The organism is Streptomyces sp. SID14515, assembly GCF_010548505.1.
Classification (GTDB): Bacteria; Actinomycetota; Actinomycetes; order Streptomycetales; family Streptomycetaceae; genus Streptomyces; species Streptomyces caviscabies.
Map to the genome: position 1 here is coordinate 45,943 of NZ_JAAGMH010000001.1, position 22,180 is coordinate 68,122.

Annotated in this window: 19 protein-coding genes; 2 read left to right on the top strand and 17 right to left on the bottom strand. The window is 71.0% G+C overall.

Going from position 1 to position 22,180, the window contains the following annotated elements; genetic code table 11:
* Positions 1-14: 14 nt before the first annotated feature.
* The 13 genes from G3I54_RS00215 to G3I54_RS00270 form a co-directional block, all read right to left on the bottom strand.
* On the bottom strand, positions 15-1,070 hold the full coding sequence (locus G3I54_RS00215) for an ABC transporter ATP-binding protein (protein WP_239144160.1): 1,056 nt from the start codon (positions 1,068-1,070) through the stop codon (positions 15-17).
* Positions 1,067-2,083, bottom strand: coding sequence for an ABC transporter permease (locus G3I54_RS00220; RefSeq protein ID WP_164609828.1), 1,017 nt, complete (start codon positions 2,081-2,083; stop codon positions 1,067-1,069). The genes G3I54_RS00215 and G3I54_RS00220 overlap by 4 nt, the downstream gene beginning before the upstream one ends.
* A gap of 61 nt (positions 2,084-2,144) precedes the next feature.
* A complete protein-coding gene (locus tag G3I54_RS00225; protein WP_164609830.1) occupies positions 2,145-3,125 on the bottom strand; it encodes an ABC transporter permease in 981 nt (326 codons plus the stop codon).
* A complete protein-coding gene (locus G3I54_RS00230) occupies positions 3,122-4,213 on the bottom strand; it encodes an ABC transporter ATP-binding protein (protein WP_164609832.1) in 1,092 nt (363 codons plus the stop codon). Before G3I54_RS00230 ends, G3I54_RS00225 begins: the two co-directional genes overlap by 4 nt.
* A 28-nt stretch (positions 4,214-4,241) precedes the next feature.
* Positions 4,242-5,921, bottom strand: a complete 1,680-nt coding sequence (locus G3I54_RS00235) for an ABC transporter substrate-binding protein (protein WP_164609834.1) — start codon at positions 5,919-5,921, stop codon at positions 4,242-4,244.
* 92 nt (positions 5,922-6,013) lie between these two features.
* Positions 6,014-6,988: a LacI family DNA-binding transcriptional regulator gene (locus tag G3I54_RS00240; RefSeq protein WP_164609836.1), complete on the bottom strand. Its 975-nt coding sequence runs from the start codon at positions 6,986-6,988 to the stop codon at positions 6,014-6,016.
* A gap of 305 nt (positions 6,989-7,293) precedes the next feature.
* The gene (gene cimA, locus G3I54_RS00245) at positions 7,294-8,901 is read right to left on the bottom strand and encodes a citramalate synthase (protein ID WP_164609838.1); all 1,608 of its coding nucleotides are present in this window, start codon (positions 8,899-8,901) and stop codon (positions 7,294-7,296) included.
* A gap of 277 nt (positions 8,902-9,178) precedes the next feature.
* Complete coding sequence (locus G3I54_RS00250) at positions 9,179-9,835, bottom strand: TetR/AcrR family transcriptional regulator (RefSeq protein WP_164609841.1); 657 nt, start codon at positions 9,833-9,835, stop codon at positions 9,179-9,181.
* Positions 9,832-10,875 (bottom strand): agmatine deiminase family protein, encoded by a 1,044-nt coding sequence (locus G3I54_RS00255; RefSeq protein WP_164609843.1) that lies wholly within the window; start codon positions 10,873-10,875, stop codon positions 9,832-9,834. The genes G3I54_RS00250 and G3I54_RS00255 overlap by 4 nt, the downstream gene beginning before the upstream one ends.
* A 188-nt stretch (positions 10,876-11,063) precedes the next feature.
* On the bottom strand, positions 11,064-12,167 hold the full coding sequence (locus tag G3I54_RS00260) for a branched-chain amino acid aminotransferase (RefSeq protein WP_164609845.1): 1,104 nt from the start codon (positions 12,165-12,167) through the stop codon (positions 11,064-11,066).
* Between the two features lie 256 nt (positions 12,168-12,423).
* Complete coding sequence (locus G3I54_RS00265; protein WP_164609847.1) at positions 12,424-13,467, bottom strand: 3-isopropylmalate dehydrogenase; 1,044 nt, start codon at positions 13,465-13,467, stop codon at positions 12,424-12,426.
* Positions 13,468-13,581: 114 nt separating this feature from the next.
* Positions 13,582-13,710, bottom strand: coding sequence for a hypothetical protein (locus G3I54_RS39950; protein WP_256341920.1), 129 nt, complete (start codon positions 13,708-13,710; stop codon positions 13,582-13,584).
* Positions 13,711-13,947: 237 nt separating this feature from the next.
* A complete protein-coding gene (locus G3I54_RS00270; RefSeq protein ID WP_164609849.1) occupies positions 13,948-14,865 on the bottom strand; it encodes a LysR family transcriptional regulator in 918 nt (305 codons plus the stop codon).
* A 137-nt stretch (positions 14,866-15,002) separates the two neighbouring features.
* Between G3I54_RS00270 and G3I54_RS00275 the strand changes: the two genes are divergently transcribed.
* On the top strand, positions 15,003-16,016 hold the full coding sequence (locus G3I54_RS00275) for an NADP-dependent oxidoreductase (protein WP_164609851.1): 1,014 nt from the start codon (positions 15,003-15,005) through the stop codon (positions 16,014-16,016).
* 106 nt (positions 16,017-16,122) lie between these two features.
* On the opposite strand, the gene G3I54_RS00280 is transcribed toward G3I54_RS00275, so the two are convergent.
* The 3 genes from G3I54_RS00280 to G3I54_RS00290 all read right to left on the bottom strand — a co-directional run bounded on the left by G3I54_RS00280 (position 16,123) and on the right by G3I54_RS00290 (position 20,038).
* Positions 16,123-17,190, bottom strand: coding sequence for a S1 family peptidase (locus G3I54_RS00280; protein ID WP_164609853.1), 1,068 nt, complete (start codon positions 17,188-17,190; stop codon positions 16,123-16,125).
* A 236-nt stretch (positions 17,191-17,426) separates the two neighbouring features.
* The gene (gene pruA, locus G3I54_RS00285; protein ID WP_164609855.1) at positions 17,427-19,058 is read right to left on the bottom strand and encodes an L-glutamate gamma-semialdehyde dehydrogenase; all 1,632 of its coding nucleotides are present in this window, start codon (positions 19,056-19,058) and stop codon (positions 17,427-17,429) included.
* Positions 19,059-19,111: 53 nt separating this feature from the next.
* Positions 19,112-20,038, bottom strand: a complete 927-nt coding sequence (locus G3I54_RS00290) for a proline dehydrogenase family protein (RefSeq protein ID WP_164609857.1) — start codon at positions 20,036-20,038, stop codon at positions 19,112-19,114.
* A 191-nt stretch (positions 20,039-20,229) separates the two neighbouring features.
* Here G3I54_RS00290 and G3I54_RS00295 point away from each other — a divergent pair, with 191 nt between their 5' ends.
* On the top strand, positions 20,230-21,378 hold the full coding sequence (locus tag G3I54_RS00295; protein ID WP_164609859.1) for a helix-turn-helix domain-containing protein: 1,149 nt from the start codon (positions 20,230-20,232) through the stop codon (positions 21,376-21,378).
* 15 nt (positions 21,379-21,393) lie between these two features.
* On the opposite strand, the gene G3I54_RS00300 is transcribed toward G3I54_RS00295, so the two are convergent.
* Entirely contained in the window at positions 21,394-22,176 is a 783-nt protein-coding gene (locus tag G3I54_RS00300) for an isoprenyl transferase (RefSeq protein ID WP_030714843.1), read from the bottom strand.
* Positions 22,177-22,180: the final 4 nt, after the last annotated feature.

A 22,180-nucleotide genomic window follows, 5' to 3' on the forward strand; every position in this document is an offset into this window, starting at 1 on the left:
GGCGGGGCGGATGGTCAGCGGGCGGGCCCCGGCGTCACCCGGCCCGGGACGCCCGGCTGTCCGGGCCCGGGCGCTGCGTGGCCGGGTGCGTGCAGGTGGCAGGCGACGGCGCGGCCGGGGCCGTCGATGGGCGGGGTCAGCAGCGGGACCTCGGCGGCGCACGGTTCGAAGGCCTTGCCGCAGCGCGGGTGGAAGGCGCAGCCGGTGGGCATCGCGGAGAGGTGGGGCGGGGAGCCGGGGATGCCGGTCAGTTCGCGGCGGGGGCCGTGGAGCGCGGGGAAGGAGTGCAGGAGCCCGCCGCTGTACGGGTGGCGGGGGTCGCGGTAGATCTCCGCCGCACCCGCCTCCTCCACGATGCGGCCTCCGTACATGATCGCGATCCGGTCCGAGAATTCGATCAGGAGCGAGATGTCGTGGGTGATGAACACGACCGAGAAGTTCAGCTGTTCCCTCAACTGGACGAGCCGTCGCAGGATCTGCCGCTGCATGACGACGTCGAGCGCGGTGGTCGGCTCGTCCATGATGACGATCTCGGGTTCCAGGGCGAGCGCCATGGCGATCATCACGCGCTGCCGCATCCCGCCGGAGAGCTGGTGCGGGTAGGCGGCGAGCCGGTCGGCGCTGATACCGACGAGCCCCAGCAACTCCTGGGCCCGCGCAGTCCGTTGGCGCTTCTTCAGCTCCGGGCGGTGGGCGGCGAGGACGTCGGTGAGCTGGCTGTGGACGGTGTGCACCGGGTTGAGGGAGTTCATCGCCCCCTGGAAGACGATGGACAGCTCCTGCCAGCGGAAGGCACGCAGCTGGTGCGGTTCGAGGGAGAGGATGTCGACCCGGTCGCCGCCGGGCCGGTGGTAGTGGACCTCTCCCCCGGTGATGACGCCGGGCGGGGACAGCAGCCGGGTCACCGCGTAGGCGAGGGTGGACTTGCCGGAGCCCGACTCGCCCGCGAGGCCGAGGACTTCGCCGCGGTGGAGGGTGAGGTCGATGTCGCGCAGGGCGTGGACGGCGCTCGCGTCGGTGCCGTAGTCGACGTTGAGTCCGCTGATGGTCAGGACCGGCTCGGCGCTCATGTGCGCGGCTCCTTGCTGGTGTTCTGGCTGCTCTGCGCGCGGTGTCCGTCGCCGGTGGACTTCCGGGCGACGGGGGTGAAGCCGACGCGCATCTTGACCTTCCGGGAGGATCCGGTGGCGGTGCGCAGGCGGGGGTTGACGAACTCGTCGATGCCGAAGTTGATGAGGGCGAGCGCGGTGCCCAGCAGGGCGATGCAGAGGCCGGCCGGGACGAACCACCACCAGGCGCCCTGGGCGAGGGCCTGGTTGGACTGGGCCCAGAAGAGCACGGTGCCCCAGTTCCAGTGGGAGATGTCGGCGACGCCGATGAAGGCGAGGGTGATCTCGGTGAGGACCGCGAAGATGACCGTGCCGACGAATCCGGAGGCGATGACGGCGGTGAGGTTCGGCAGGATCTCGAAGAGGATGATCCGCGGGGTCGACTCGCCGGTGGCGCGGGCGGCTTCCACGTAGTCGCGGCGGCGCAGCGACAGGGTCTGGGCGCGCAGGATCCGCGATCCCCAGGCCCAGGAGGTCAGGGCGATGGCGACGGCGATGACGATGTCGCCGGTGTCGGGCACGAAGCTCGCGACGATGATGATCAGTGGGAGCCCGGGCAGCACCAGGAAGATGTTGGAGAGCGCGGAGAGGATCTCGTCGACGGCCCCGCCGAGGAATCCGGCGCTGACCCCGATCAGGACGGACAGGACGGTCGCGATGACGGCGGCGAGCAGTCCGACGACGAGGACGCCCCGGGTGCCGACGAGGATCTGCGAGAAGACGTCCTGCCCGGTGTGTGTGGTGCCGAACCAGTGGTCGCCGGAGGGCGGTTGGAGCAGCTGGTCGCTCATGGCGTCGGGGTCGTACGGGGCGAGCCACGGGCCGGCGACGGCCAGCAGGACGAAGAACGCCAGCAGGATCAGGCCGGTGCGGGTCTTCCCGCCGCGCAGGAACCGAAGCCGGGCCCGGCGGGTGGGGGCCGCGGGTGCGGGTGCGCCGTCGAGGACGGCGACGTCGGTGGCGGTGATGGACATGGGACCTCAGGCCTTCCGGATACGGGGGCGGGCGGCGCGGACGCGGGTGCTGGACACGGGGCTACGCCTCCTTCCGGGTGCGGGGGTCGAGGGCGGCGTAGACGAGGTCGGCGAGCAGGTTCGCGGCGAGGACGGAGAGCGTGATGATCAGGAAGACGCCCTGCATCAGGGGGTAGTCCTTGCCGCCGACGGCCTGGAGCAGCTGGAAGCCGATGCCCGGGTAGGTGAAGACCATCTCGACGAGCAGGGTGCCGCCGACGATGAAGCCGAGGGAGAGGGCGAAGCCGGAGATGTTGGGGAGGACCGCGTTGCGGGCCGCGTAGCCGAACATCACGCGCCGCTCGGACAGGCCCTTGGCCTGCGCGACCATCACGTAGTCCTCGGAGGAGACGGTGACCATCATGTTGCGCATGCCGAGGATCCAGCCGGCCACCGCGCTGAGGACGATCGTCACGCCGGGCAGGACCGCGTGGTAGAGGGCGCTGGAGATGAACGGCCAGTCGAAGGCCGGGACGAGCGCGTTGTCGTAGCCGCCGGAGTTCGGGAACAGCGACCACTTCTCGGCGAACAGGGCGATGGCGACGAGGCCGAGCCAGAAGTACGGGATGGAGGAGATGAAGGTGGTGACCGGCAGCAGCCCGTCCAGCCAGGAGCCGCGCTTCCAGCCGCTGTAGACGCCGATGCCGGTGCCGAGCACGAAGCTGATCAGGGTGGTCGTGCCGACCAGGGCCAGCGTCCAGGGCAGCGACTGGCCGATGACCTCGCTGACCGGGGTGGGGAAGAAGGTGAAGGAGAGGCCGAGGTCGCCGTCGAGGAGGTGGGCCCAGTAGTCGGTGTACTGCTGCCACATCGACTGCTGTTCGTCGAGGCCGAACAGGGCTTTGAGGGAGTCGATGGCCTTGGTGTCGAGCTGCCCCTGGTAGCGGCTGAGCAGGGCCTGGACCGGGTCGCCGGGCATAAGCCGGGGGATGAGGAAGTTGATGGTGATCGCGGCCCACGCGGTGACGGTGTAGAAGGCGAGGCGCTGGAGGAGGTACTTCACCGGGTGGCCTCCTTCGCGGCCGTGCCGTCGACGCCCGCGTACGTCCGCGGGCCCGTGCCCTCGTACAGCCAGCAGGCCGCCCACTGCCCGTCGGGCAGGTCGAAGCGTGGTGGCAGTTCGGTGCGGCAGCGCTCCATCGCCTTGGGGCAGCGGGGGTGGAAGCGGCAGCCGGTGGGCGGGGTGATCAGCGAGGGCGGCTCACCGGTGCCGGTCTCCTCCTGTTCCTCCTCGGCGACGATGCGGTCCGGGTCGGGTGCGGAGGCGATGAGGAGCTGGGTGTAGGGGTGGGCGGGGTGCTGGGTGACGCGCTCGCTGTCGCCGCCCTCGACGATCCGGCCCGCGTACATCACGAGGGTGGTGTCGGCGAAGTAGCGGGCGGAGGCGATGTCGTGGGTGATGTAGAGGATCGCCAGATGGAGGCGTTCCTTGAGGTCGCGGAGCAGGTTGAGGACGCCGAGCCGGATCGACACGTCGAGCATGGAGACGGGTTCGTCGGCGAGGAGGACCTGCGGGTCCGCGCCGAGGGCCCGGGCGATGGCGACGCGCTGGCGCTGCCCGCCGGAGAGCTCGTGCGGGAACTTGTCCAGGAACTGCTGGGGCGGGGTCAGCTGGACCCGGTTCAGCAGGGCGGCCAGGTTCTCCTCCAGCTCGGCGTCGCCGCTGCCCGCCCGGCCGTGGATCTTCAGGGCGCGGGTGAGGTGGTAGCGCACGGTGTGCACCGGGTTCAGCGAGGCGAAGGGGTCCTGGAAGATCAGCTGGACCCGGCGTACGTAACGGCGGAAGGACCGGCCACGACCGGCGACCACCGGCTCGCCGCCCAGCCGTATCTCGCCCGAGGTGAGCGGATGGAGCTGGGCGAGCAGCCGGGCGACGGTGGACTTGCCCGAGCCGGACTCCCCCACCAGGGCCGTGACGGTGCCGCGTCTCAGCCGGAGCGAGACGTCGTCGACGGCGTGGACGCTGCGGCGCTCGCGGGCGAACAGGTCGCGGGCGGTGCGCCGCAGGGGAAAGTGTTTGGTGACTCCGCGCGCTTCGAGCACCACATCGGTGCCGGTCCGCGCGTGCTCGGGCTGATCGCTGGTTGTCATGGCCGGTTCTTCCCGTCTTTCCCCGTGCCTACTTGGAGGCGGGCTTGAGGTTGAGCACGATCTCCAGGGCGGTGGGCTGGGTGTGCTGCGGCGGGGCGTACGGGTTGGCCTCGGTGGGCCAGCCGATCCAGTTCTTCGTGGAGTACTCGGCTCCGATGGGCGCGGCGGCCGTCGGGATGACCGGGGCCTCCTCGACGAAGATCTTCTGGATGGTGTTGAGGGCCTTGGTGCGGGCCGCGTCCCCGGTGGCGTTGGCGTACTCCTTGAGCGCGGCGGTGGCCTCGGGGCTCTTGAAGCGCCCGAAGTTGCCCGTCTGGGAGCTCTTGCCGATGGGCTGGAGGATCGCCCCGTCCATGATGTTCTGGTACATGTCGTAGGGGGTCGCGCCGCTGTTGGTCCAGTGCAGGGTGGCGTCGAAGTTGCCGTTGGCGACGTCCGCGCCCCAGGCCTCGGCGGTCTGCGTCTTGACCTTCGCCTCGATGCCGAGTTCCTTGATGTTGTCCTTGATGATCGCGAGCCCGGTGATGTAGTCGTTCCAGCCGGCCGGGTCGGTGAAGGTCAGCTTCACCGGCTTGCCGGACGGGTCCTTGAGCACACCGCCGCTGAGGGTGAACCCGGCCTCGCTGAGCAGCTTCTTGGCTCCGGCGACGTCGGGCTTGGTGGTGGCGTCCTGGTATTCGGGCGCGAGGAAGGGCTCACCGGCGGGCAGCGGGATGCCGGTCGGGTTGGTGATCTCCGGGTAGAGCGTGGCCTGGGCCTGGATGTGGATGGCCTTGCGGTCGACGACCATCGCCATCGCCTTGCGCAGCGCCGGGTTGTCGAAGGGCTTGCGGGCGGTGTTGAACCAGAGGCCGTGGATGCCGAGGCCGGAGGGGAACCAGAGCTGGTGGTTCTTGGGGTCCTTGTCGATGAACAGCTGCTTGTGGTTCGGCATGAAGACGAAGGACCACTCGACCTTGCCGGTGGCCAGCGCGGTGGTGGCGGCGCTGTTGTCGTTGTACGCGGTGTAGCGCAGCTCCTTGACCTTGGTGGTGCCGTTCCAGTAACTCGGCGTGGCGGTCAGGGTGGTGGTCTGCGGGGTGAACGTCTTGAGCTTGTACGGTCCGGAGCCGATCGGGGTGCGGTTGGGCCAGGTCTCCGGGTTGTCGACCTTCTCCCAGATGTGCTTGGGCACGATGAAGGTCTGGATGATCTTGTTCTGGTTGACGAACTGGGACTCCTTGAAGGTCAGCACGACCTTCTTGCCCTCCACGGCGATCCCGTCGAAGGGGATGCCGTTCCCGTTGAGCGCCGGGTGCTTCTTGAGGAGGTTGAAGGTGAACTCCACGTCGGCGGCGGTCAGGGGCTTGCCGTCGGCCCACTTCGCCCGGTCGTCCAGGGAGAAGGTGACCTTGGTGAAGTTGTCCTCCCAGGCCCATTCGGTGGCGAGCCAGGGGTCGGCCTTCTCGGTGGGCTTGATCATGTTCGTCATGGCCAGCGGCTCGTAGATCATGTAGCGGTAGCCGAGGACCGCGCCCGCCGAGGTGTTGAGGAACGGGTTGCTGTTGTTGGTCTGCGGTCCGTCCGGCTTGCCCAGGGTCAGCACGCCGCTCGCGGCGCCGCCCCCCTTGTTGGCGCCCGAGTTGGCGTTCGAGCAACCGGCGGCGAGCGCCACCACGACGGTGGCTGCGGCGACCGCTCTGAGGGTGGTGCGACGGCGTACGGACATGGCGACTCCAGGAAGGGGCTGCCGGGGTCGGGAGAGCCCGGCGGGCGGAAGGGGTGCGAAGCGAGCGGGGCGCGGCCGTGCGGCCGGGTCCGTCAGGGCGCCGAGTGGCGCACGACCAGTTCGGTGGGCAGCACGGCCGGTCCGTCCGGTACGGGCGTGCCGCCGAGGTGGGAGAGCAGCATCCGGGCCGCCGTCTCGCCCATCCGACGGGTGGGCTGGCGCACGGTGGTCAGGGGCGGTTCGGTGTGTTCGGCCATCGGGATGTCGTCGAAGCCGACGACGGCGATGTCGTCCGGGACCCGGCGTCCGGCGGCCCGCAGGGTGCGGAGCACGCCGGCCGCGCTGATGTCGTTGTGCGCGAAGACGGAGTCGAACGCGACGCCGCGCGCGAGGAGTTCCTCGACGGCGAGCCGTCCGCCGCGTTCGGTGAAGTCTCCTTCGACGACCAGCTCGGTGGGCAGGACCGAACGGAATCCGGCGGTCCGGTCCCGTACGCAGCCGAAGTGCTGGGGGCCGGTGAGGATCAGGGGCCGGGAGCGTCCGGCGGCGTGCAGGTGGCGGGCCGCGGACGCGCCTCCCTCGTGGTTGGTGGTCACGACGGAGGGGAATTCGGGGTGGTGGCCGCGATCGTCGATGAGCACGATCGGCAGGCCGTCGCGGTGCAGTTCGGTGAGGTGGCCGAGGGTGTTCTCGGGCTCCACGACGACGAGCCCGTCGAAGGCGCGCGCGGACACCTGGCTGGTGAAGCGCTGGACGGATTCGGCCCCGCGGTTGCAGGTGAAGAGCAGCAGCCCGTAGTCGGCGGCCTCGACGGTGTCGACGACGCCCTGGAGCAGTTCGCCCATCCACGGCCAGGTCAGCGAGGGCACGAGCATGCCGACCGTACGGCTGGAGCCACGGGCGAGACCGACGGCTCCGGAACTGGGTACGTAACCGAGCTGTGCGATCACTTCACGAACACGGGCGGCCGTGGAACGGTCCACCTCGCCCTTGGTGTTGATGACCCGTGACACGGTCGTCTTGCTGACGCCGGCCTCGCGGGCGACATCGGCGATGGTGACACGCATCTGGGCCTCCGTTGGACCAGGCAAGGGCGAGGAACAAGCAGGTGGGAGCGGGGTGCGAGCAGGGTGGGGCGGCGCGGCGGGCAGCGTGGTGTCACCTCGGCCGACGCGTTCGGTACCGGTTCCGGAACCGGTACCGGCGTTGCGGCTGGAGTTAACCGCGCCGATACGGGGCCGTCAATACTTCACGTCGAGATTGGTCCGGACCCATCGGCCCACCAGGCAGGACGCGTTGTGCATTCATCTCTTGAACGCGCGAGAGCCGCCGCCCGGTGTCGGGCGGCGGCTCTCGCGGATGCGCCGGCGAGCTACTCCGTGGGCTCGACGCCCGCGCGCAGCAGTCCGTAGGTGTACGCGTCCTCCAGTGCCTGCCAGGAGGCGGCGATGACGTTCTCGGCGACCCCCACGGTCGCCCAGTCGCCGGTGCCGTCGCCGGTGGTGATGAGGACGCGGGTGGTGGACTCGGTGCCGGTGCGGCCCTCCAGGATGCGGACCTTGTAGTCGACCAGTTCCAGCTTGGCGAGCTGCGGGTAGATCCGCTCCAGGGCGACGCGCAGCGCCCGGTCCAGCGCGTTGACCGGGCCGTTGCCCTCGGCGGTCGCGACGATCCGCTCGCCCTTGGCCCAGAGCTTCACGGTGGCCTCGTTGGCGTGGGTGCCGTCGGGGCGGTCCTCGACGATCGCCCGCCAGGACTCCGTACGGAAGTAGCGCCGGGCCCGGCCCTCGACCTCGCCGCGCAGCAGCAGTTCGAAGGAGGCGTCGGCTGCCTCGTAGGTGTAGCCCTTCAGTTCGCGTTCCTTGACCCGCTCCACGACCCGGCCGACCAGGGCGCGGTCGTCGCCGAGGTCGACGCCCAGCTCCTTGCCCTTCAGCTCGATGGAGGCGCGGCCGGCCATGTCGGAGACCAGCATCCGCATGGTGTTACCGACCAGCTCCGGGTCGATGTGCTGGTAGAGGTCGGGGTCGACCTTGATCGCGGAGGCGTGGAGCCCGGCCTTGTGGGCGAAGGCGGAGACGCCCACGTACGGCTGGTGGGTGGAGGGGGTGAGGTTGACGACCTCGGCGATGGCGTGCGAGATCCGGGTCATCTCGGCGAGCGCGCCCTCGGGCAGCACCTTCATGCCGTACTTGAGTTCCAGGGCGGCGACGACGGGGAAGAGGTTGGCGTTGCCGACCCGCTCGCCGTAGCCGTTGGCCGTGCACTGGACGTGGGTGGCGCCGGCGTCCACGGCGGCCAGGGTGTTGGCGACGGCGCAGCCGGTGTCGTCCTGGGCGTGGATGCCGAGCCGGGCGCCGGTGTCGGCGAGGACGGTGGAGACGACGGCCTGGACCTGGGCGGGGAGCATGCCGCCGTTGGTGTCGCAGAGGATGACGACCTCGGCGCCCGCCTCGTACGCGGTACGGACCACGGATTTCGCGTACTCGGCGTTGGCGCGGTAGCCGTCGAAGAAGTGCTCGCAGTCCACGAAGACGCGGCGGCCCTGTTCGCGCAGGTGGGCGACGGTGTCGCGGACCATCTCCAGGTTCTCGTCCAGGGTGGTGCGCAGGGCGAGCTCGACATGGCGGTCGTGCGCCTTGGCCACCAGGGTGATCACCGGGGCGCCGGAGTTCAGGAGCGCCTTGACCTGGGGGTCCTCGGCCGCGCTGCCACCGGCTCTGCGGGTCGCGCCGAACGCCACGAGCTGGGCGTTCTCGAACGTGATCTCCTGCTGGGCGCGCGCGAAGAACTCCGTGTCCCGCGGGTTGGCCCCCGGCCAGCCGCCCTCGATGTACCCCACACCGAAGGTGTCCAGATGACGGGCGATGGTCAGCTTGTCGGCGACCGTCAGGTTGATGCCCTCACGCTGAGCACCGTCGCGCAGTGTGGTGTCGAAGACATGGAAACTGTCGTCGGTGGCGTTGGCCTTGGTGGTCATGCTGGTGTGACTCCTGTCGGATGAGTGGATCCGGACGATCGGGTTCCACTTGCCCCCATCATCCCGCGCGCACCGTTCCGGCCCGGGTACGGGCCGGAAAACGAAAAAACCCCTCGCGGGTGCGAGAGGTCTGCGCGCGGGTCTGGGGCACGATGGCCGTGCCGTACGGGGTGGTACGGGACGGTCACTGCGGACCGGCGCGCCTGCTGCCAATAATCATGACGAACGAGGACACGGCAGAAGTCTCGCACAGCGAACGCTTCGTGACGGCGGTGTCTCAGGATGCGGTCGTGACGCTGGTCGCATCGCCCTTTCGGCCCTCCGGCGTCAGCGTCTCGTCAAGGAACTCCGCCGTCTGCGCCAGCACCTGTTCGCGGCCCGTTCCCGGGATCCCGACCGTCACATGGATGCTGAACCCGTCGAGCAGCGCCCGCAGCCGGGCGGCGTACCGCTCGGCGTCCACCGGCCGGAACTCGCCGCGCGACATCCCCTCGGCGAGCAGCGCCACCAGGTCGCGGTGCCAGGCGCCCTCGATCGCGGCCTGCCGGGCGCGGGCGTCGTCGTCGTCGGCGTTCTGCGAGCGGCCCCAGACCTCCAGCCAGAGCGTCCAGTGCGGGTCGCGGTGCCCGGCGGGCAGGTAGAGGTCGATGTACGCGTCCAGCCGCTCCCGGGCGGATCCGGACCCGGGCCCGGCGAGGAGGGCACGCCGCTCGGCCCCGAGGCGGTCCTCGCTCCACTCCAGGGTCCGGAGCAGCAGCTCGTCCTTGGTGCGGAAGTAGTAGAGCAGGTGCCCGCTGCTCATCCCCACCTCGCGCCCGAGCCCGGCCATGGTCAGCCCGTCGAGCCCGCGCTCGGCGATGGTGGCCATGGCGGCGGCGAGGACGTCCTCGCGGGGCGGGGCGGCGTGGTGGGTGCGGCGGGGCGCGGGGGTCATGGGTTCGCTCGTACCTTCGGCTGCTGCTGGGTGATGCAGTGGATGCCTCCACCGCCGGCGAAGATCGTACGGGCGTCGACGAGTGTCACCGTACGGTCCGGGAACAGGCCCCGGAAGATCGCGGCGGCCTCCTCGTCGCGCGGGTCGTCGAAGGCGCAGAGGACCACGCCGTCGTTGCAGAGGTAGTGGTTGATGTAGGAGTAGTCGACCCACTCGCCGTCCTCGTCGCGCAGCACGGTGGGCGCGGGCACCTCGACGACCTCCAGGGCGCGGCCCCGGGCGTCGGTGGCGGCCCGCAGGACGGCCAGCAGCTCCCGGGTGACCTCGTGGTCGGGGTGGGCCGGGTCGGGCTGGACGTGGGCGAGGACGGTGCCCGGGCGGGCGAAGGCGGCGACGATGTCGACATGGCCGAGCGTGCCGTACGTCCCGTAGTCGCCGGTCAGCCCGCGCGGCAGCCAGATGGCCTTCTCGGTGCCGAGGCGGGCGTGGATCTCCGCCTCGACCCGCTCCTTGCTCCAGCCGGGGTTGCGCTCCTCGCCGAGCTGGACGGTCTCGGTGAGCAGGACGGTGCCTTCGCCGTCGACGTGGATCGCGCCGCCCTCGTTGACGAGCGGGGAGCTGTGGGCGGGGGTGCCGGTCAGCTCGGCGACGGCCCGGGCGATGTGCTGGTCGTGCTCCCAGCGGGCCCAGCCCTGGGCGCCCCAGCCGTTGAACGTCCAGTCGACGGCGGCCAGCGTGCGGCCGTCGGTGACGAAGGTGGGGCCGATGTCCCGCATCCAGGCGTCGTCGAGCGGCCGCACGGCCAGCTCCACGTCGGGCCCGAGCAGCGCGGCGGCCCCCTCCTCCTGACCGGGCCCGACGACCACGGTGACCGGCTCGAAGCGGCGTACGGCACGGGCGACGTCCGCCCAGGCGCGGCGGGCCTCGGCCAGCTCGGCGTCGGAGGCGAAGGTGGGGTTGGGCCCCGGCCAGGCCATCCAGGTGCGCTCGTGCGGGGCCCACTCGGGGGGCATGCGGAAGGGGGCGGGGGTGGATGGCATGGGGGCTCCAGGTCGAGGTGGTTAGAGTGCCACTCTAACCATGCCTCATCACTGTACGAAAGATTTCCGGGATCACTTCGAGTGGCGCTCAAATCTTCTCGTACGGAAAAGGCCGCACCGGCGAGCAGCCGGGTGCGGCCTTGTCCAGGGTCGGAGGGGTCGGAGGGGTCGGGAAACCCCGGGGAGCCCTAGCCGAGCGGGTGCATCCAGCCGTGGGTGTCCTCGACGACACCGCGCTGGATGTCGAGAAGGCGCTCCCGCAGCTTCATGGTGACCTCGCCGGGCTCGCCGCCGCTCTGGGTCCACTCGCCGCCCTCGGACTTCACCAGGCCGACGGGGGTGATGACGGCGGCGGTGCCGCAGGCGAAGACCTCGACGAGGGTGCCCTTGGCGGTGTCGTCGCGCCACTGGTCGATGGAGACCCGGCCCTCCTCGGAGCCGTAACCGAGGTCGCGGGCGACCTTGAGGAGGGAGTCACGGGTGACTCCGGCGAGGAGGGAGCCGGTGAGGGCCGGGGTGATGATCTTCTTCGAGCCGTCCTCCTGGGCGTACACGAAGTAGAGGTTCATGCCGCCGAGCTCCTCGACCCACTTGTGCTCGACGGCGTCGAGGTAGGCGACCTGGGCGCAGCCGTGCGCGGCGGCCTCGGCCTGGGCGAGGAGGGAGGCGGCGTAGTTGCCGCCGGTCTTGGCGTCGCCCATGCCGCCGGGGACGGCGCGGACGCGGTTCTCCGAGAGCCAGATGGAGACCGGCTTCACACCGCCGGGGAAGTAGGCGCCGGCGGGCGAGGCGATGACCAGGAAGAGGTACTCGTTGGCCGGCTTCACGCCGAGGCCGACCTCGGTGGCGATCATGAACGGGCGCAGGTAGAGGGACTCCTCGCCGCCGTGCGCCGGGACCCACGCCTTGTCCTGCTGCACCAGCGCGTCGCAGGCCGCGATGAACGTCTCGACGGGCAGCTCGGGCATGGCGAGCCGGGCGGCCGAGCGCTGGAAGCGCCGGGCGTTGGCGTCGGGGCGGAAGGAGGCGACCGTGCCGTCGGGCTGGCGGTAGGCCTTCAGCCCCTCGAAGATCTCCTGCGCGTAGTGCAGGGTCATGTTGGCCGGGTCCAGCGACAGCGGGCCGTAGGGCACCAGCTCGGCGTCGTGCCAGCCGCGGCCCTCGGTCCAGCGGATGGTCACCATGTGATCGGTGAAGTGCCGGCCGAATCCGGGGTTGGCCAGGATCGCCTCGCGCTCCGCGTCGGACAGCGGGTTCGAGGAGGGCTTGAGCTCGATCGTGGGCGTCGTCATGAGTGCGTGTCCTTCACCGGTCTTGTGTGTGATGGACCGCGCCCACGCCCGTGCATGCCCGACGCTTTCCGGTCAGGTCCTAGGACGTCCGAGCTTTACCGCGAGCCACGGCCCCGCGTTCGATTATCACTTGCGGGGGGCCGTGCACGAAATGGTGTGAATGCGGTCCAGGGGTCGATGGTGGCACCCGGGGGCCGCACAGGTGAAGCCGCCGGGTGCTTTCGCTGACCCGGCGGCCTCGAATGGAGTCGTCGGGTCAGCTCGCTACGCGTACCGCGAGAGCGTCGCCGATCTCGTCGGTCGTCCGCGCAGTGGCCCCGTCGCGCTCCGCGAGATCGGCGGAGACGGCGTCCTCGATGCGCGCGGCCTCGGTCTCGTAGCCGAGGTGGCGCAGCAGGAGGGCGACGGAGAGGACCGTGGCGGTCGGGTCGGCCTTGCCCTGCCCCGCGATGTCGGGGGCGGAGCCGTGGACCGGCTCGAACATCGACGGGAACGCGCCCGTCGGGTTGATGTTGCCGGAGGCGGCCAGGCCGATGCCGCCGGTGACGGCGGCGGCGAGGTCGGTGAGGATGTCGCCGAAGAGGTTGTCGGTGACGATGACGTCGAAGCGCTCCGGCTGGGTGACGAAGAAGATCGTCGCGGCGTCGACGTGCAGATAGTCGGTGCTGACCTGCGGGTACTCGGCGGCGACCCGGTCGAAGGTGTTCTTCCACAGGTGGCCGGCATAGACGAGGACGTTGTTCTTGTGGACCAGCGTCAGCTTCTTGCGGGGCCGGGCGGCCGCGCGCTCGAAGGCGTCCCGGACCACGCGCTCGACGCCGTACGCCGTGTTCAGGCTGACCTCGGTGGCGACCTCGGCGGGCGTGCCGGTGCGCAGCGAGCCGCCGTTGCCGGTGTACGGGCCCTCGGTGCCCTCGCGCACGACGACGAAGTCGATGTCGGGGCGACCGGCGAGCGGGGTCGCGGTGTTCGGGAAGAGCTTGGAGGGCCGCAGGTTGATGAAGTGGTCGAAGGCGAAACGCAGCTTCAGCAGCAGCCCCCGCTCCAGGACGCCGGACGGCACGGACGGGTCGCCGATCGCGCCGAGGAGGATGGCGTCGTGGTTCTTGAGGGCTTCCAGCTCCGTGTCCGGGAGGGTGTCACCGGTGCGGTGCCAGCGCTGGGCGCCGAGGTCGTACTCCTTGGTCTCCAGCTTCACATCCTGCGGGAGGACAGCGTTGAGGACCTTGAGGCCCTGGGCCACGACTTCCTGGCCGATTCCGTCACCGGGGATCACTGCGAGATCGATGCTGCGAGACATGCCGGAAGCCTAACGGTGCGTCCCACCCCATGACATCCGACGTCCACCATTCGGACGGGACGCAAGGGTGTTCGGTGTACGGGCGGGCGGAGCGGCGGGTGGGGTGGCTGCGGCTCAGTGGCCGGTCGAGCCGCCGTTGTCGCGGCGGTCGAGGGCGCGCTGGAGGGCGGCGGCGGCGTTCTTGCGGTCCGACTCCGACTGACGGGGAGTGTGGCGGACGCGGCGTGCGGTGGAGGTGGCCATGATGGATCGACTCCTTGAGATCGCGTGGATGTCGGGACCGGGCGTCGGGCGAAGCCACGACGCGGCACGGTGCCGAGGGATCGAAATCGGATTTCGAGGTGCCGGAAGGAGCGGGGAGCGTACGCCGCAGGGGTTACCTGCTTCGGGGCGCGCGCCCGCAACCGCCACAGTCGCTCGATCGAGCGATTCGTTCGGCTCCTACAAAGCTAGGACAGTCGGGCCGCTCTGTCTCCACAGTTAGTCGGACTTCCTACTATCTGAGACGGCCGACTCCGCGCGTTCCGCCCGCAGCTCCCGGATCAGTGCCCGCACCGCGAGCGATCGTGCCTGCTCAGGGGTGGTGACATAGCCGATCGAGCGGGTGGGGCGGTCGGGTCCGAGAGCGGTGATCTCGGTTCCGGCGGGTGCTCCGTACAGGGACAGACCCGGCATGATCGCCATGCCGAGGCCACGGGAGACCATCGAGAGCACCGCCCCGTCGTCCTCGGCCTCGACCGTCGCCCGGGGGATCCACTCCTGGGCCGCCCACCAGTCGCGGGTGTACGAGGTGCAGTTCTCGACCCAGTCGACCAGCGGCAGGGTGCGGGGTGCCGCGTGTCCGGCCGGGTGCACCAGGGAGTACTCCTCCTCCAGCAGTACGCCGCCGACCAGGCCCGGCGGCACCGGCGAGGTGGTCCCGAGCGTCGCGACGGCCAGGTCCGCCCGCCCGTCCAGCACCTCGCCCGCCGTGCCCCGGCCCACCTCGCGGACCATCCGGACCACCGGCTCGATGCCCGGATGGCGGGCGGTGAGGCGTTCCAGCGCCGGCGGCAGCAGATACAGGGCGGCACTGCGGAAGGCGGCGATCCGCAGCGGACCGCTCACCGTGTCCGCCCCGCCGGACCCGGCGGCCACCCCCCGGGCCTCGGCGCCCAGCACATCGAGCAGCCTGAGGATGCGCCGGGCGTGCCCGGCGACCACCTCACCGGCCGGGGTGGGCGCGGCGCCGAGCCGTCCGCGGTCGAAGAGCACCGCGCCGACCTTGCGTTCGCTGGCGCGTACGGAGTGGGACACGGCGGACTGCGTCATGCCGAGGGTCCGGGCGGCGGCGGAGAATCCGCGGGCGTCGGCGACGGCGGCGATGACGCGGAGTTCCTGCGGGAGGAGGTCGGTCACCGCTCCGCCCGCCCCATGCCCCGCACCTCATGTGATCCCGCCCCCGGGCCCCCTGCATGAAAGCTGTTCATGGAAAGGATTGTTCCATCGACGACGCCCCCTGTCCGGCCGTCGCGTTCCCTCCTACCGTCGTCGGCATGACGACACAGCGCACCGCCCGCGCCTTCCAACTCGCCGCCCGCCCGCACGGTTTCCCGACGGCGGACCTCTTCACCGTCGACGAGACGCCCGTACCGGAACCGGAGCCGGGTACGGCCGTGGTGGAGAACCTCTACCTCTCGGTGGACCCGTACCACCGCGAGTTGATGGACGAGGGCGGCTGGGAGCTGGGCACTCCGCTGGAGGGCCGCGCCATCGGCCGGGTGACGGCCTCCCGCGCCCCCGGCCTCACGGAGGGCGACCTGGTCTTCCACCGTGCGGGCTGGCGGACCCACGCCGTGGTGACGCCCGGTCAGGACGGCGTGCGGACGGTGCCCTCGTACGACGGGGTCCCGCTCGCCGCCCACCTCTCGATCCTCGGCGGCACCGGGCTCACCGCCTATGTGGCGCTCACCCGGACGCTGGAGTTCCGGGCCGGTCAGGACCTCTTCGTCTCCGCGGCGGCGGGCGGGGTCGGCACGGCGGTGGCGCGGATCGCGCGGCTGCTCGGCGCCGGACGCCTGATCGGCAGCGCGGGCACGCCCGCCAAGGTCGCCCGGCTGACCGGGGAACTCGGCTTCGACGCGGCCTTCGACTACCACGACGGGCCGGTCGGCGAACTGCTGGCGAAGGCCGCCCCGGACGGCATCGACGCCTACGTCGACAACGTCGGCGGAGACCATCTGGAGGGCGCGATCTCGGTCCTCCGCGACCATGGCCGGATCGCCTGGGTCGGCGCGATCTCGCAGTACCACTCCGCCCACGAGCCGCCCGCCGCTCCGCGCAACCTGTTCGACATCGTGGGCAAGAGCCTGCGCCTCGAAGGGGTGCTGGTGCGCGACTACGGGTACGCACAGGCGGAGTTGGAAGCGCTTCTGGTGCCGCATCTGCAGAGCGGTCTGATCGCGCCGGACGTCACCGTCGTGGACGGTTTCGAGCGGACGGTGGACGGGTTCTTCGGCATGCTGCGCGGCGAGAACACCGGCAAGATGCTGATCAAGATCGCCGACTGAGGCCCGCCGGTGACCGGCGCCCGCGTGCGCAAAGGCCCGCCCGGACCGTGTGCGCGGTGGTCCGGGCGGGCGTCGGGCTCGTGCGGCTGCCTCAGCCGCCCGCAGGTCAGTACACCGTCACGCCGTACGCCGAGAGCGCCTCGGTGACCGGCTGGTGGATAGCCGAGCCCGCGGTGCCCGAGCAGCCGGAGCTGCCGGAGTGGATGCCGAGGGCGACGGATCCGGCGAAGTGCGCGCCGCCGCTGTCGCCGCCGGCCGAGCAGGCGGTGGTGCGGACCATGTTGTAGACGGGCCCGTCGCCGTAGTTGACCGTGACGTTGACGGCGGTGACGGTGCCGGAGGTCACCTTGGTCGTGGAGCCGCTCTTCTGGATCGCCTGGCCGACGACGGCGTCGGCGGCGGAGGTGATGTCCCGGGTGGAGCCGTTGTAGAGGTCGACCGTTCCGGCGGGCGAGGAGCCGTCGGTGTAGCGGACGATGCCGTAGTCGTTGGTCGGGAAGCTGGTGCCCTCCCGGACGCCGATGACCGAACCGCCGGAGCTGGCCGACCAGTTGGCGGAGATGTTGGTGCAGTGTCCGGCGGTCACGAAGTAACGGGCCCCGCCCTTGGTGACGTTGAAGGCGGCCGAGCAGCGGCTGCCGCCGCCGTAGATCGCTCCGCCGCCCAGCACCTCGCGGCGGAACTCACCGGGGACGCGCTTGATGTCGACCGCGCCGTCGAGCCGTTCGGCGACGGCTTCGAGGCGGGCCAAGTCCCGCGCGGAGACGGAGGAGTCGGCCTCGACGGCGACCCGGTTGGTGCGCGGGTCGATGCCCCAGGAGGTGCCGGTGATCTTCGCCTCGGCCTCCAGAGTCGCCATCGCGGCGTCGAGCTGGGCGGCGCTGCGGGCCACCCGGCGGACCGTGGCTCCGGTGGCGCGGGCCTGCTCCTCGGCCCGGTCGGTGGTGACGGTGACGACCAGCTTCCCGGTCTTCGCGTCGAGGTAGGTTCCGGCGGTGGCGGCCCCGAGCTGTCGTTCGACGGCGGCGTCGAGCGCGTACGCGGACGGGGCGGGGATCGCCGAGGGTGCGGCGGCGGGAGCGTCGGCGGCGGCGGAGGGGGCGGCTCCGAGGCCGAGGGCGCCGGCGACGAGCAGCAGGGAAACGCCCAGGCGCGCGCGGGAGTTGCGTCTCATGGGGGAACTCCTTCAGGGGTGACGTGTGGGGACGTACCGAGAAGGAATTTGACATGCCCATTACCTAAACCACAAGACCGCGTGACCCGGGGCCACGCCGACGGCCCCGTACAGGTGCGCACATGGAAACCGCCCCCCGGCCGGCAGGGGGGCCGGTCGGGGGGCGGTGCTCTGAGGGGGCTCCGCAGTGGAGACCCCGGGTCCGGGGCGTCGTGCTGCGGCGCCCCGGGAGGGCGTCAGCCCTGGTGGGGGTAGGTGTAGTCGGTCGGCGGAACCAGCGTCTCCTTGATGGCCCGGGTCAGGGTCCAGCGCTGGAGGTTCTGCGGGGCGCCCGCCTTGTCGCAGGTGCCGGAGGCGCGGCCGCCGCCGAAGGGCTGCTGGCCGACGACGGCGCCGGTCGACTTGTCGTTGATGTAGAAGTTGCCCGCGGCGTAGCGGAGCTTGTCCATCGTGTACGCGGCGGCCGCACGGTCGCCCGCGATGACCGAGCCGGTCAGCGCGTAGTCGGAGACGGACTCCATCTGCTCCAGCATGGCGTCGTACTTCTCGTCCTCGTACACGTGGATCGCGAGGATCGGACCGAAGTACTCGGTCGTGAAGACCTCGCTCTCCGGGTCGGAGCAGACGATGACGGTCGGGCGGACGAAGTAGCCCACCGAGTCGTCGTAGGTGCCGCCCGCGATGATCGTGCACGCCGGGTCGGACTTCGCGCGGTCGATCGCGGCCTTGTTCTTGGCGAACGAGCGCTCGTCGATGACGGCCCCGATGAAGTTCGACAGGTCGGTGACGTCGCCCATCGTGATGGAGTCGACCTCGGCCGCGAACTCCTCCTGGAAACCGGAGTTCCAGATGGAGGCCGGGACGTACGCCCGCGAGGACGCCGAGCACTTCTGGCCCTGGAACTCGAAGGAACCGCGGGTCAGCGCGGTCTTCAGAACGGCGCGGTCGGCGCTGGGGTGCGCGACGACGAAGTCCTTGCCGCCGGTCTCGCCGACGAGCCGCGGGTAGGTGCGGTAGTTGGCGATGTTGTTGCCGACCGTCTTCCACAGGTGCTGGAAGGTGGGGGTCGAGCCGGTGAAGTGGATGCCGGCCAGGTCGCGGTGGTTCAGCGCCACCTCGGAGACGGCGATGCCGTCGCCGGTGACCAGGTTGATGACGCCCTTGGGCAGACCGGCCTCCTCCAGGAGCTGCATCAGCAGCACGGCGGCGTGGGTCTGGGTCGGGGACGGCTTCCACACCACGACGTTGCCCATGAGGGCGGGGGCGGTGGGGAGGTTGCCCGCGATGGCCGTGAAGTTGAACGGCGTGATCGCGTAGACGAAGCCCTCCAGCGGGCGGTGGTCCATACGGTTCCACACGCCCGGGGAGTTCGCCGGGGGCTGCTCGGCGAGGATCTGCCGCGCGTAGTGCACGTTGAAGCGCCAGAAGTCGATGAGCTCGCAGGGGGTGTCGATCTCGGCCTGCTGGGCGGTCTTGGACTGGCCGAGCATGGTGGAGGCGGCCAGCGTCTCGCGCCAGGGGCCCGACAGCAGCTCGGCGGCGCGCAGGATGATCGCCGCGCGGTCGTCGAACGCCATCGCGCGCCAGGCCGGAGCGGCGGCGAGGGCCGCGTCGATGGCGTCCTGGGCGTCCTGCTCGGTGGCGCCGGCGAAGGTGCCGATGACGGCCTTGTGGTTGTGCGGCTGTACGACGTTGACCCGCTCGCCGCCACCCATCCGCTTCTCGCCGCCGATGGTCATCGGCAGGTCGATCGGATTGTCGGCGAGCTCCTTGAGCTTCACCTCCAGGCGGGCGCGCTCCGGGGAGCCCGGGGCGTAGGAGTGGACCGGCTCGTTGACCGGCGCGGGGACCTGGGTGACGGCGTCCATGATTGCCTTGTCTCCTTGGTGTCGGCGGGGGTGTGGGTCAGCCCGGGGGCTGCTCAGCCCTTGGTGAGGATCGAGCGGCCGAAGAACAGCAGGTTGGCCGGCTTCTCCGCGAGGCGGCGCATGAAGTATCCGTACCAGTCGGTGCCGTACGCCGTGTAGACGCGCATCCGGTGGCCCTCGGCCGCGAGCCGGATGTGCTCGTCGCTGCGGATGCCGTACAGCATCTGGAACTCGTACTCGTCCAGTTTGCGCCCGGCCTGGCGGCCCAGCTCCTGGGCGATGGCGATGAGACGGGGATCGTGCGACCCGATCATCGGGTAGCCCTCGCCCTCCATCAGGATCCTGGTGATCCGGACGTACGCCTTGTCGATCTCGGCCTTGTCCTGGTAGGCGACGGAGGCGGGCTCCTTGTAGGCGCCCTTCACGATGCGTACGCGGCTGCCGGCGGCGGCCAGGCGGCGGGCGTCGTCCTCGGTGCGGAACAGGTAGGACTGGATGACGCAGCCGGTCTGCGGGAAGTCCTTCCGCAGCTCCTCGTGGATGGCGAACATCGAGTCGAGGGTGGTGTGGTCCTCGGCGTCCAGGGTGACCGTGGTGCCGATGGCGGCCGCCGCCTCGACGACCGGGCGGACATTGGCGAGGGCCAGCTCGTGGCCGCCCTCCAGCGCTTGTCCGAACATCGACAGCTTCACGGACATCTCGGCGCGGGTGCCCAGGTCCAGGGCCTTCAGGCGCTCCACGAGCTCCAGGTAGGCGTCGCGGGCGGCCTCGGCCTGCGCGGGGGTGGTGATGTCCTCGCCGACGACGTCGAGCGTGACCTCCAGGCCCTTGTCCGCGGCGTCCTCGACGATCGGCACGACCTGGTCGACGGTCTCCCCGGCGATGAAGCGGTCGACGACCTGCTTGGTGCCGGGCGCGGCCGAGACGAACCGGCGCATCTTGTCGCTGCGCGATGCGGCGAGAATCACGGGACCCAGCACGGGGCACCTCCACGAATGTACGGACGAAGGGCCGTAACGGTGCGAACGTGAACGGACCGGTACGGCACGGATAACCACCGTGAAATCTAGGGACCGCTCCGATCCTGTGCCATCGACACCTGTCACGCATCCGTGGCCGCCATCTCAGACATCTGTCTGAAGAAGACCGCGAAGGGGTGCAGAATGGCGGAGTGACAGGCGATTACCAGGAACTGGTCGACGAGATCTCGGCCCTCCTCGACGCTCCGGCCACCCTGGAGAACCGGGACTTCGGCCTGGTCGCCTTCGGAGCCCACGACAGCGACGACGACACCGCGATGGACCCGGTCCGCACCCGCTCGATCCTGACCCGGCGCTCCACGCCCGCCGTGCGCGCCTGGTTCGAGGGGTTCGGCATCACCCGGGCGACCGGGCCCGTCCGGATTCCCGCCGCCCCGGAGGCCGGGGTGTTCCGGGACCGCATCTGCCTTCCGGTACGCCATCGGGGTGTCGTCCTCGGTTACGTCTGGCTGCTCGACGCGGACCCGGGCCCCACCGACGAACAGCTGGCCGCCGCGATGGAGGTCGCCGCCCGGATCGGGGCGCTGCTCTCCGACGAGGCACGGGCGGGCGCGGACCTCTCGCGGGAGTTCGGCGCGGTGCTCACGGCGGGGCCCGGCCGGCAGCTCGACACCGCCGTCGCCGCGCTGGGCGAGGCCCTGGGGCGGGACGCGGAGGGGCTGCACACGGTGGTGTGCGTGACCCCGTGGGCGGACGACACGCCTTCGGTACGAGGAGTGGCCTCGGCGGCGGCGCTGGCGACGGTCGCCGCGCCGGGGGCGGCCGGGCCCCGGTCGCTGGCCGCGCTCGTCCGGCTGCGCTCGGCGGACCGCCTGGACCCGGCCCTGAGCGCCGCGGACCGGCTGCGCACCAGTGCCGGACCGGCCGCCACCGGGGGGATCGCCGCGCCGCGCCGGGGTCTGGACGAGCTGACGGTCTCCTGGCGCGAGGCCACGGCCGCGGCGCGCGCGGCCCGCGCCGAGACCCGGTTCGGCCCGGTCGCCCGGTGGTCGGCGATCGGCCCGTACCGGCTGCTGACCGCCCTCCCGGGCACCGGCAACGACCCCGGGGACCCGGCGGTCGCCTCGCTGCTGACCCCGCTGCACCGGGAGCTGGCGCACACCGCCGAGGTGTTCCTGGACTGCGCGGGCCAGGCGAGCCGGACGGCCGCCGCGCTGGGCATCCACCGCCAGACGCTCTACTACCGGCTCTCCCGGATCCAGCAGATCACCGGCCTCGATCTGAACGACGGCGAGGACCGGCTGCTGCTGCACATGGCGGTGAAGCGGGCGCGGCTGTAGGAGCTCCGGCAGCGCTCACTTGCCGAAGCGGCGTTCCCGGTTCGCGTACGAGCGCAGCGCGCGCAGGAAGTCCACGTGCCGGAAGGCCGGCCAGTAGCAGTCCACCCAGTGCATCTCGGCATACGCGGACTGCCAGAGCAGGAAGCCGGACAGCCGCTGCTCGCCGGAGGTGCGGATGATGAAATCGGTGTGGTCGGCCACGGGTGAGTAGAGGTGCCGGGAGATGTCGTCGATGCCGAACCGGGCGACCAGCTCGGCCGGGTCGCCGCCGGCCGCGATGTGCTCCTCGAAGGCGCTCTTCACTGCGTCGACGATCTCGCGCCGGCCGCCGTAGCCGACCGCCACGTCCACCTTGAGGCCGCCGCGCCCGGTCGTGGCGGCGGTGGCCTCCTTGAGCACCCGGGCGCTGGTGCCGGGCAGCATGTCCAGCGAGCCGATCGCCCGGACCTCCCAGTCCCGGCCCTCGGCGGTGATGTCCCGGACGGTCTCCTCGATGACCTCGATCAGCGGGCCGAGCTCCTCGGCGGGGCGGCCCAGATTGTCGTCGGAGAGCATGAAGAGGGTCACGTGCTCGATCCCGGCGGCCGTGCACCAGCCCAGGAACGTGGTCACCTTGGCGCCGCCCGCCCGGTAGCCCTCCCGGACGTCCGTGTGCCCGGCCTTGCGGGCCCAGCGCCGGTTGCCGTCGACCATGATCCCGACGTGCTGGGGGCGCGGCAGGCCCACCAGGGTGGCTGCGAGCCGGCGCTCGTACACCGCTTCGATCGGCCGTCGGAGGAACAGGGGGAGCAGCTTCATGAAC

Coding starts and splice junctions, on each gene's coding strand:
- G3I54_RS00255 (WP_164609843.1), bottom strand. CDS start 10,875: ATGCCATCCACCCCCGCCCCCTTCCGCATGCCCCCCGAGTGGGCCCCG.
- G3I54_RS00280 (WP_164609853.1), bottom strand. CDS start 17,190: ATGAGACGCAACTCCCGCGCGCGCCTGGGCGTTTCCCTGCTGCTCGTC.
- G3I54_RS00275 (WP_164609851.1), top strand. CDS start 15,003: ATGACGACACAGCGCACCGCCCGCGCCTTCCAACTCGCCGCCCGCCCG.
- G3I54_RS39950 (WP_256341920.1), bottom strand. CDS start 13,710: ATGGCCACCTCCACCGCACGCCGCGTCCGCCACACTCCCCGTCAGTCG.
- pruA (WP_164609855.1), bottom strand. CDS start 19,058: ATGGACGCCGTCACCCAGGTCCCCGCGCCGGTCAACGAGCCGGTCCAC.
- G3I54_RS00260 (WP_164609845.1), bottom strand. CDS start 12,167: ATGACGACGCCCACGATCGAGCTCAAGCCCTCCTCGAACCCGCTGTCC.
- cimA (WP_164609838.1), bottom strand. CDS start 8,901: ATGACCACCAAGGCCAACGCCACCGACGACAGTTTCCATGTCTTCGAC.
- G3I54_RS00250 (WP_164609841.1), bottom strand. CDS start 9,835: ATGACCCCCGCGCCCCGCCGCACCCACCACGCCGCCCCGCCCCGCGAG.
- G3I54_RS00300 (WP_030714843.1), bottom strand. CDS start 22,176: ATGAAGCTGCTCCCCCTGTTCCTCCGACGGCCGATCGAAGCGGTGTAC.
- G3I54_RS00230 (WP_164609832.1), bottom strand. CDS start 4,213: ATGACAACCAGCGATCAGCCCGAGCACGCGCGGACCGGCACCGATGTG.
- G3I54_RS00235 (WP_164609834.1), bottom strand. CDS start 5,921: ATGTCCGTACGCCGTCGCACCACCCTCAGAGCGGTCGCCGCAGCCACC.
- G3I54_RS00265 (WP_164609847.1), bottom strand. CDS start 13,467: ATGTCTCGCAGCATCGATCTCGCAGTGATCCCCGGTGACGGAATCGGC.
- G3I54_RS00220 (WP_164609828.1), bottom strand. CDS start 2,083: ATGTCCATCACCGCCACCGACGTCGCCGTCCTCGACGGCGCACCCGCA.
- G3I54_RS00240 (WP_164609836.1), bottom strand. CDS start 6,988: ATGCGTGTCACCATCGCCGATGTCGCCCGCGAGGCCGGCGTCAGCAAG.
- G3I54_RS00215 (WP_239144160.1), bottom strand. CDS start 1,070: ATGAGCGCCGAGCCGGTCCTGACCATCAGCGGACTCAACGTCGACTAC.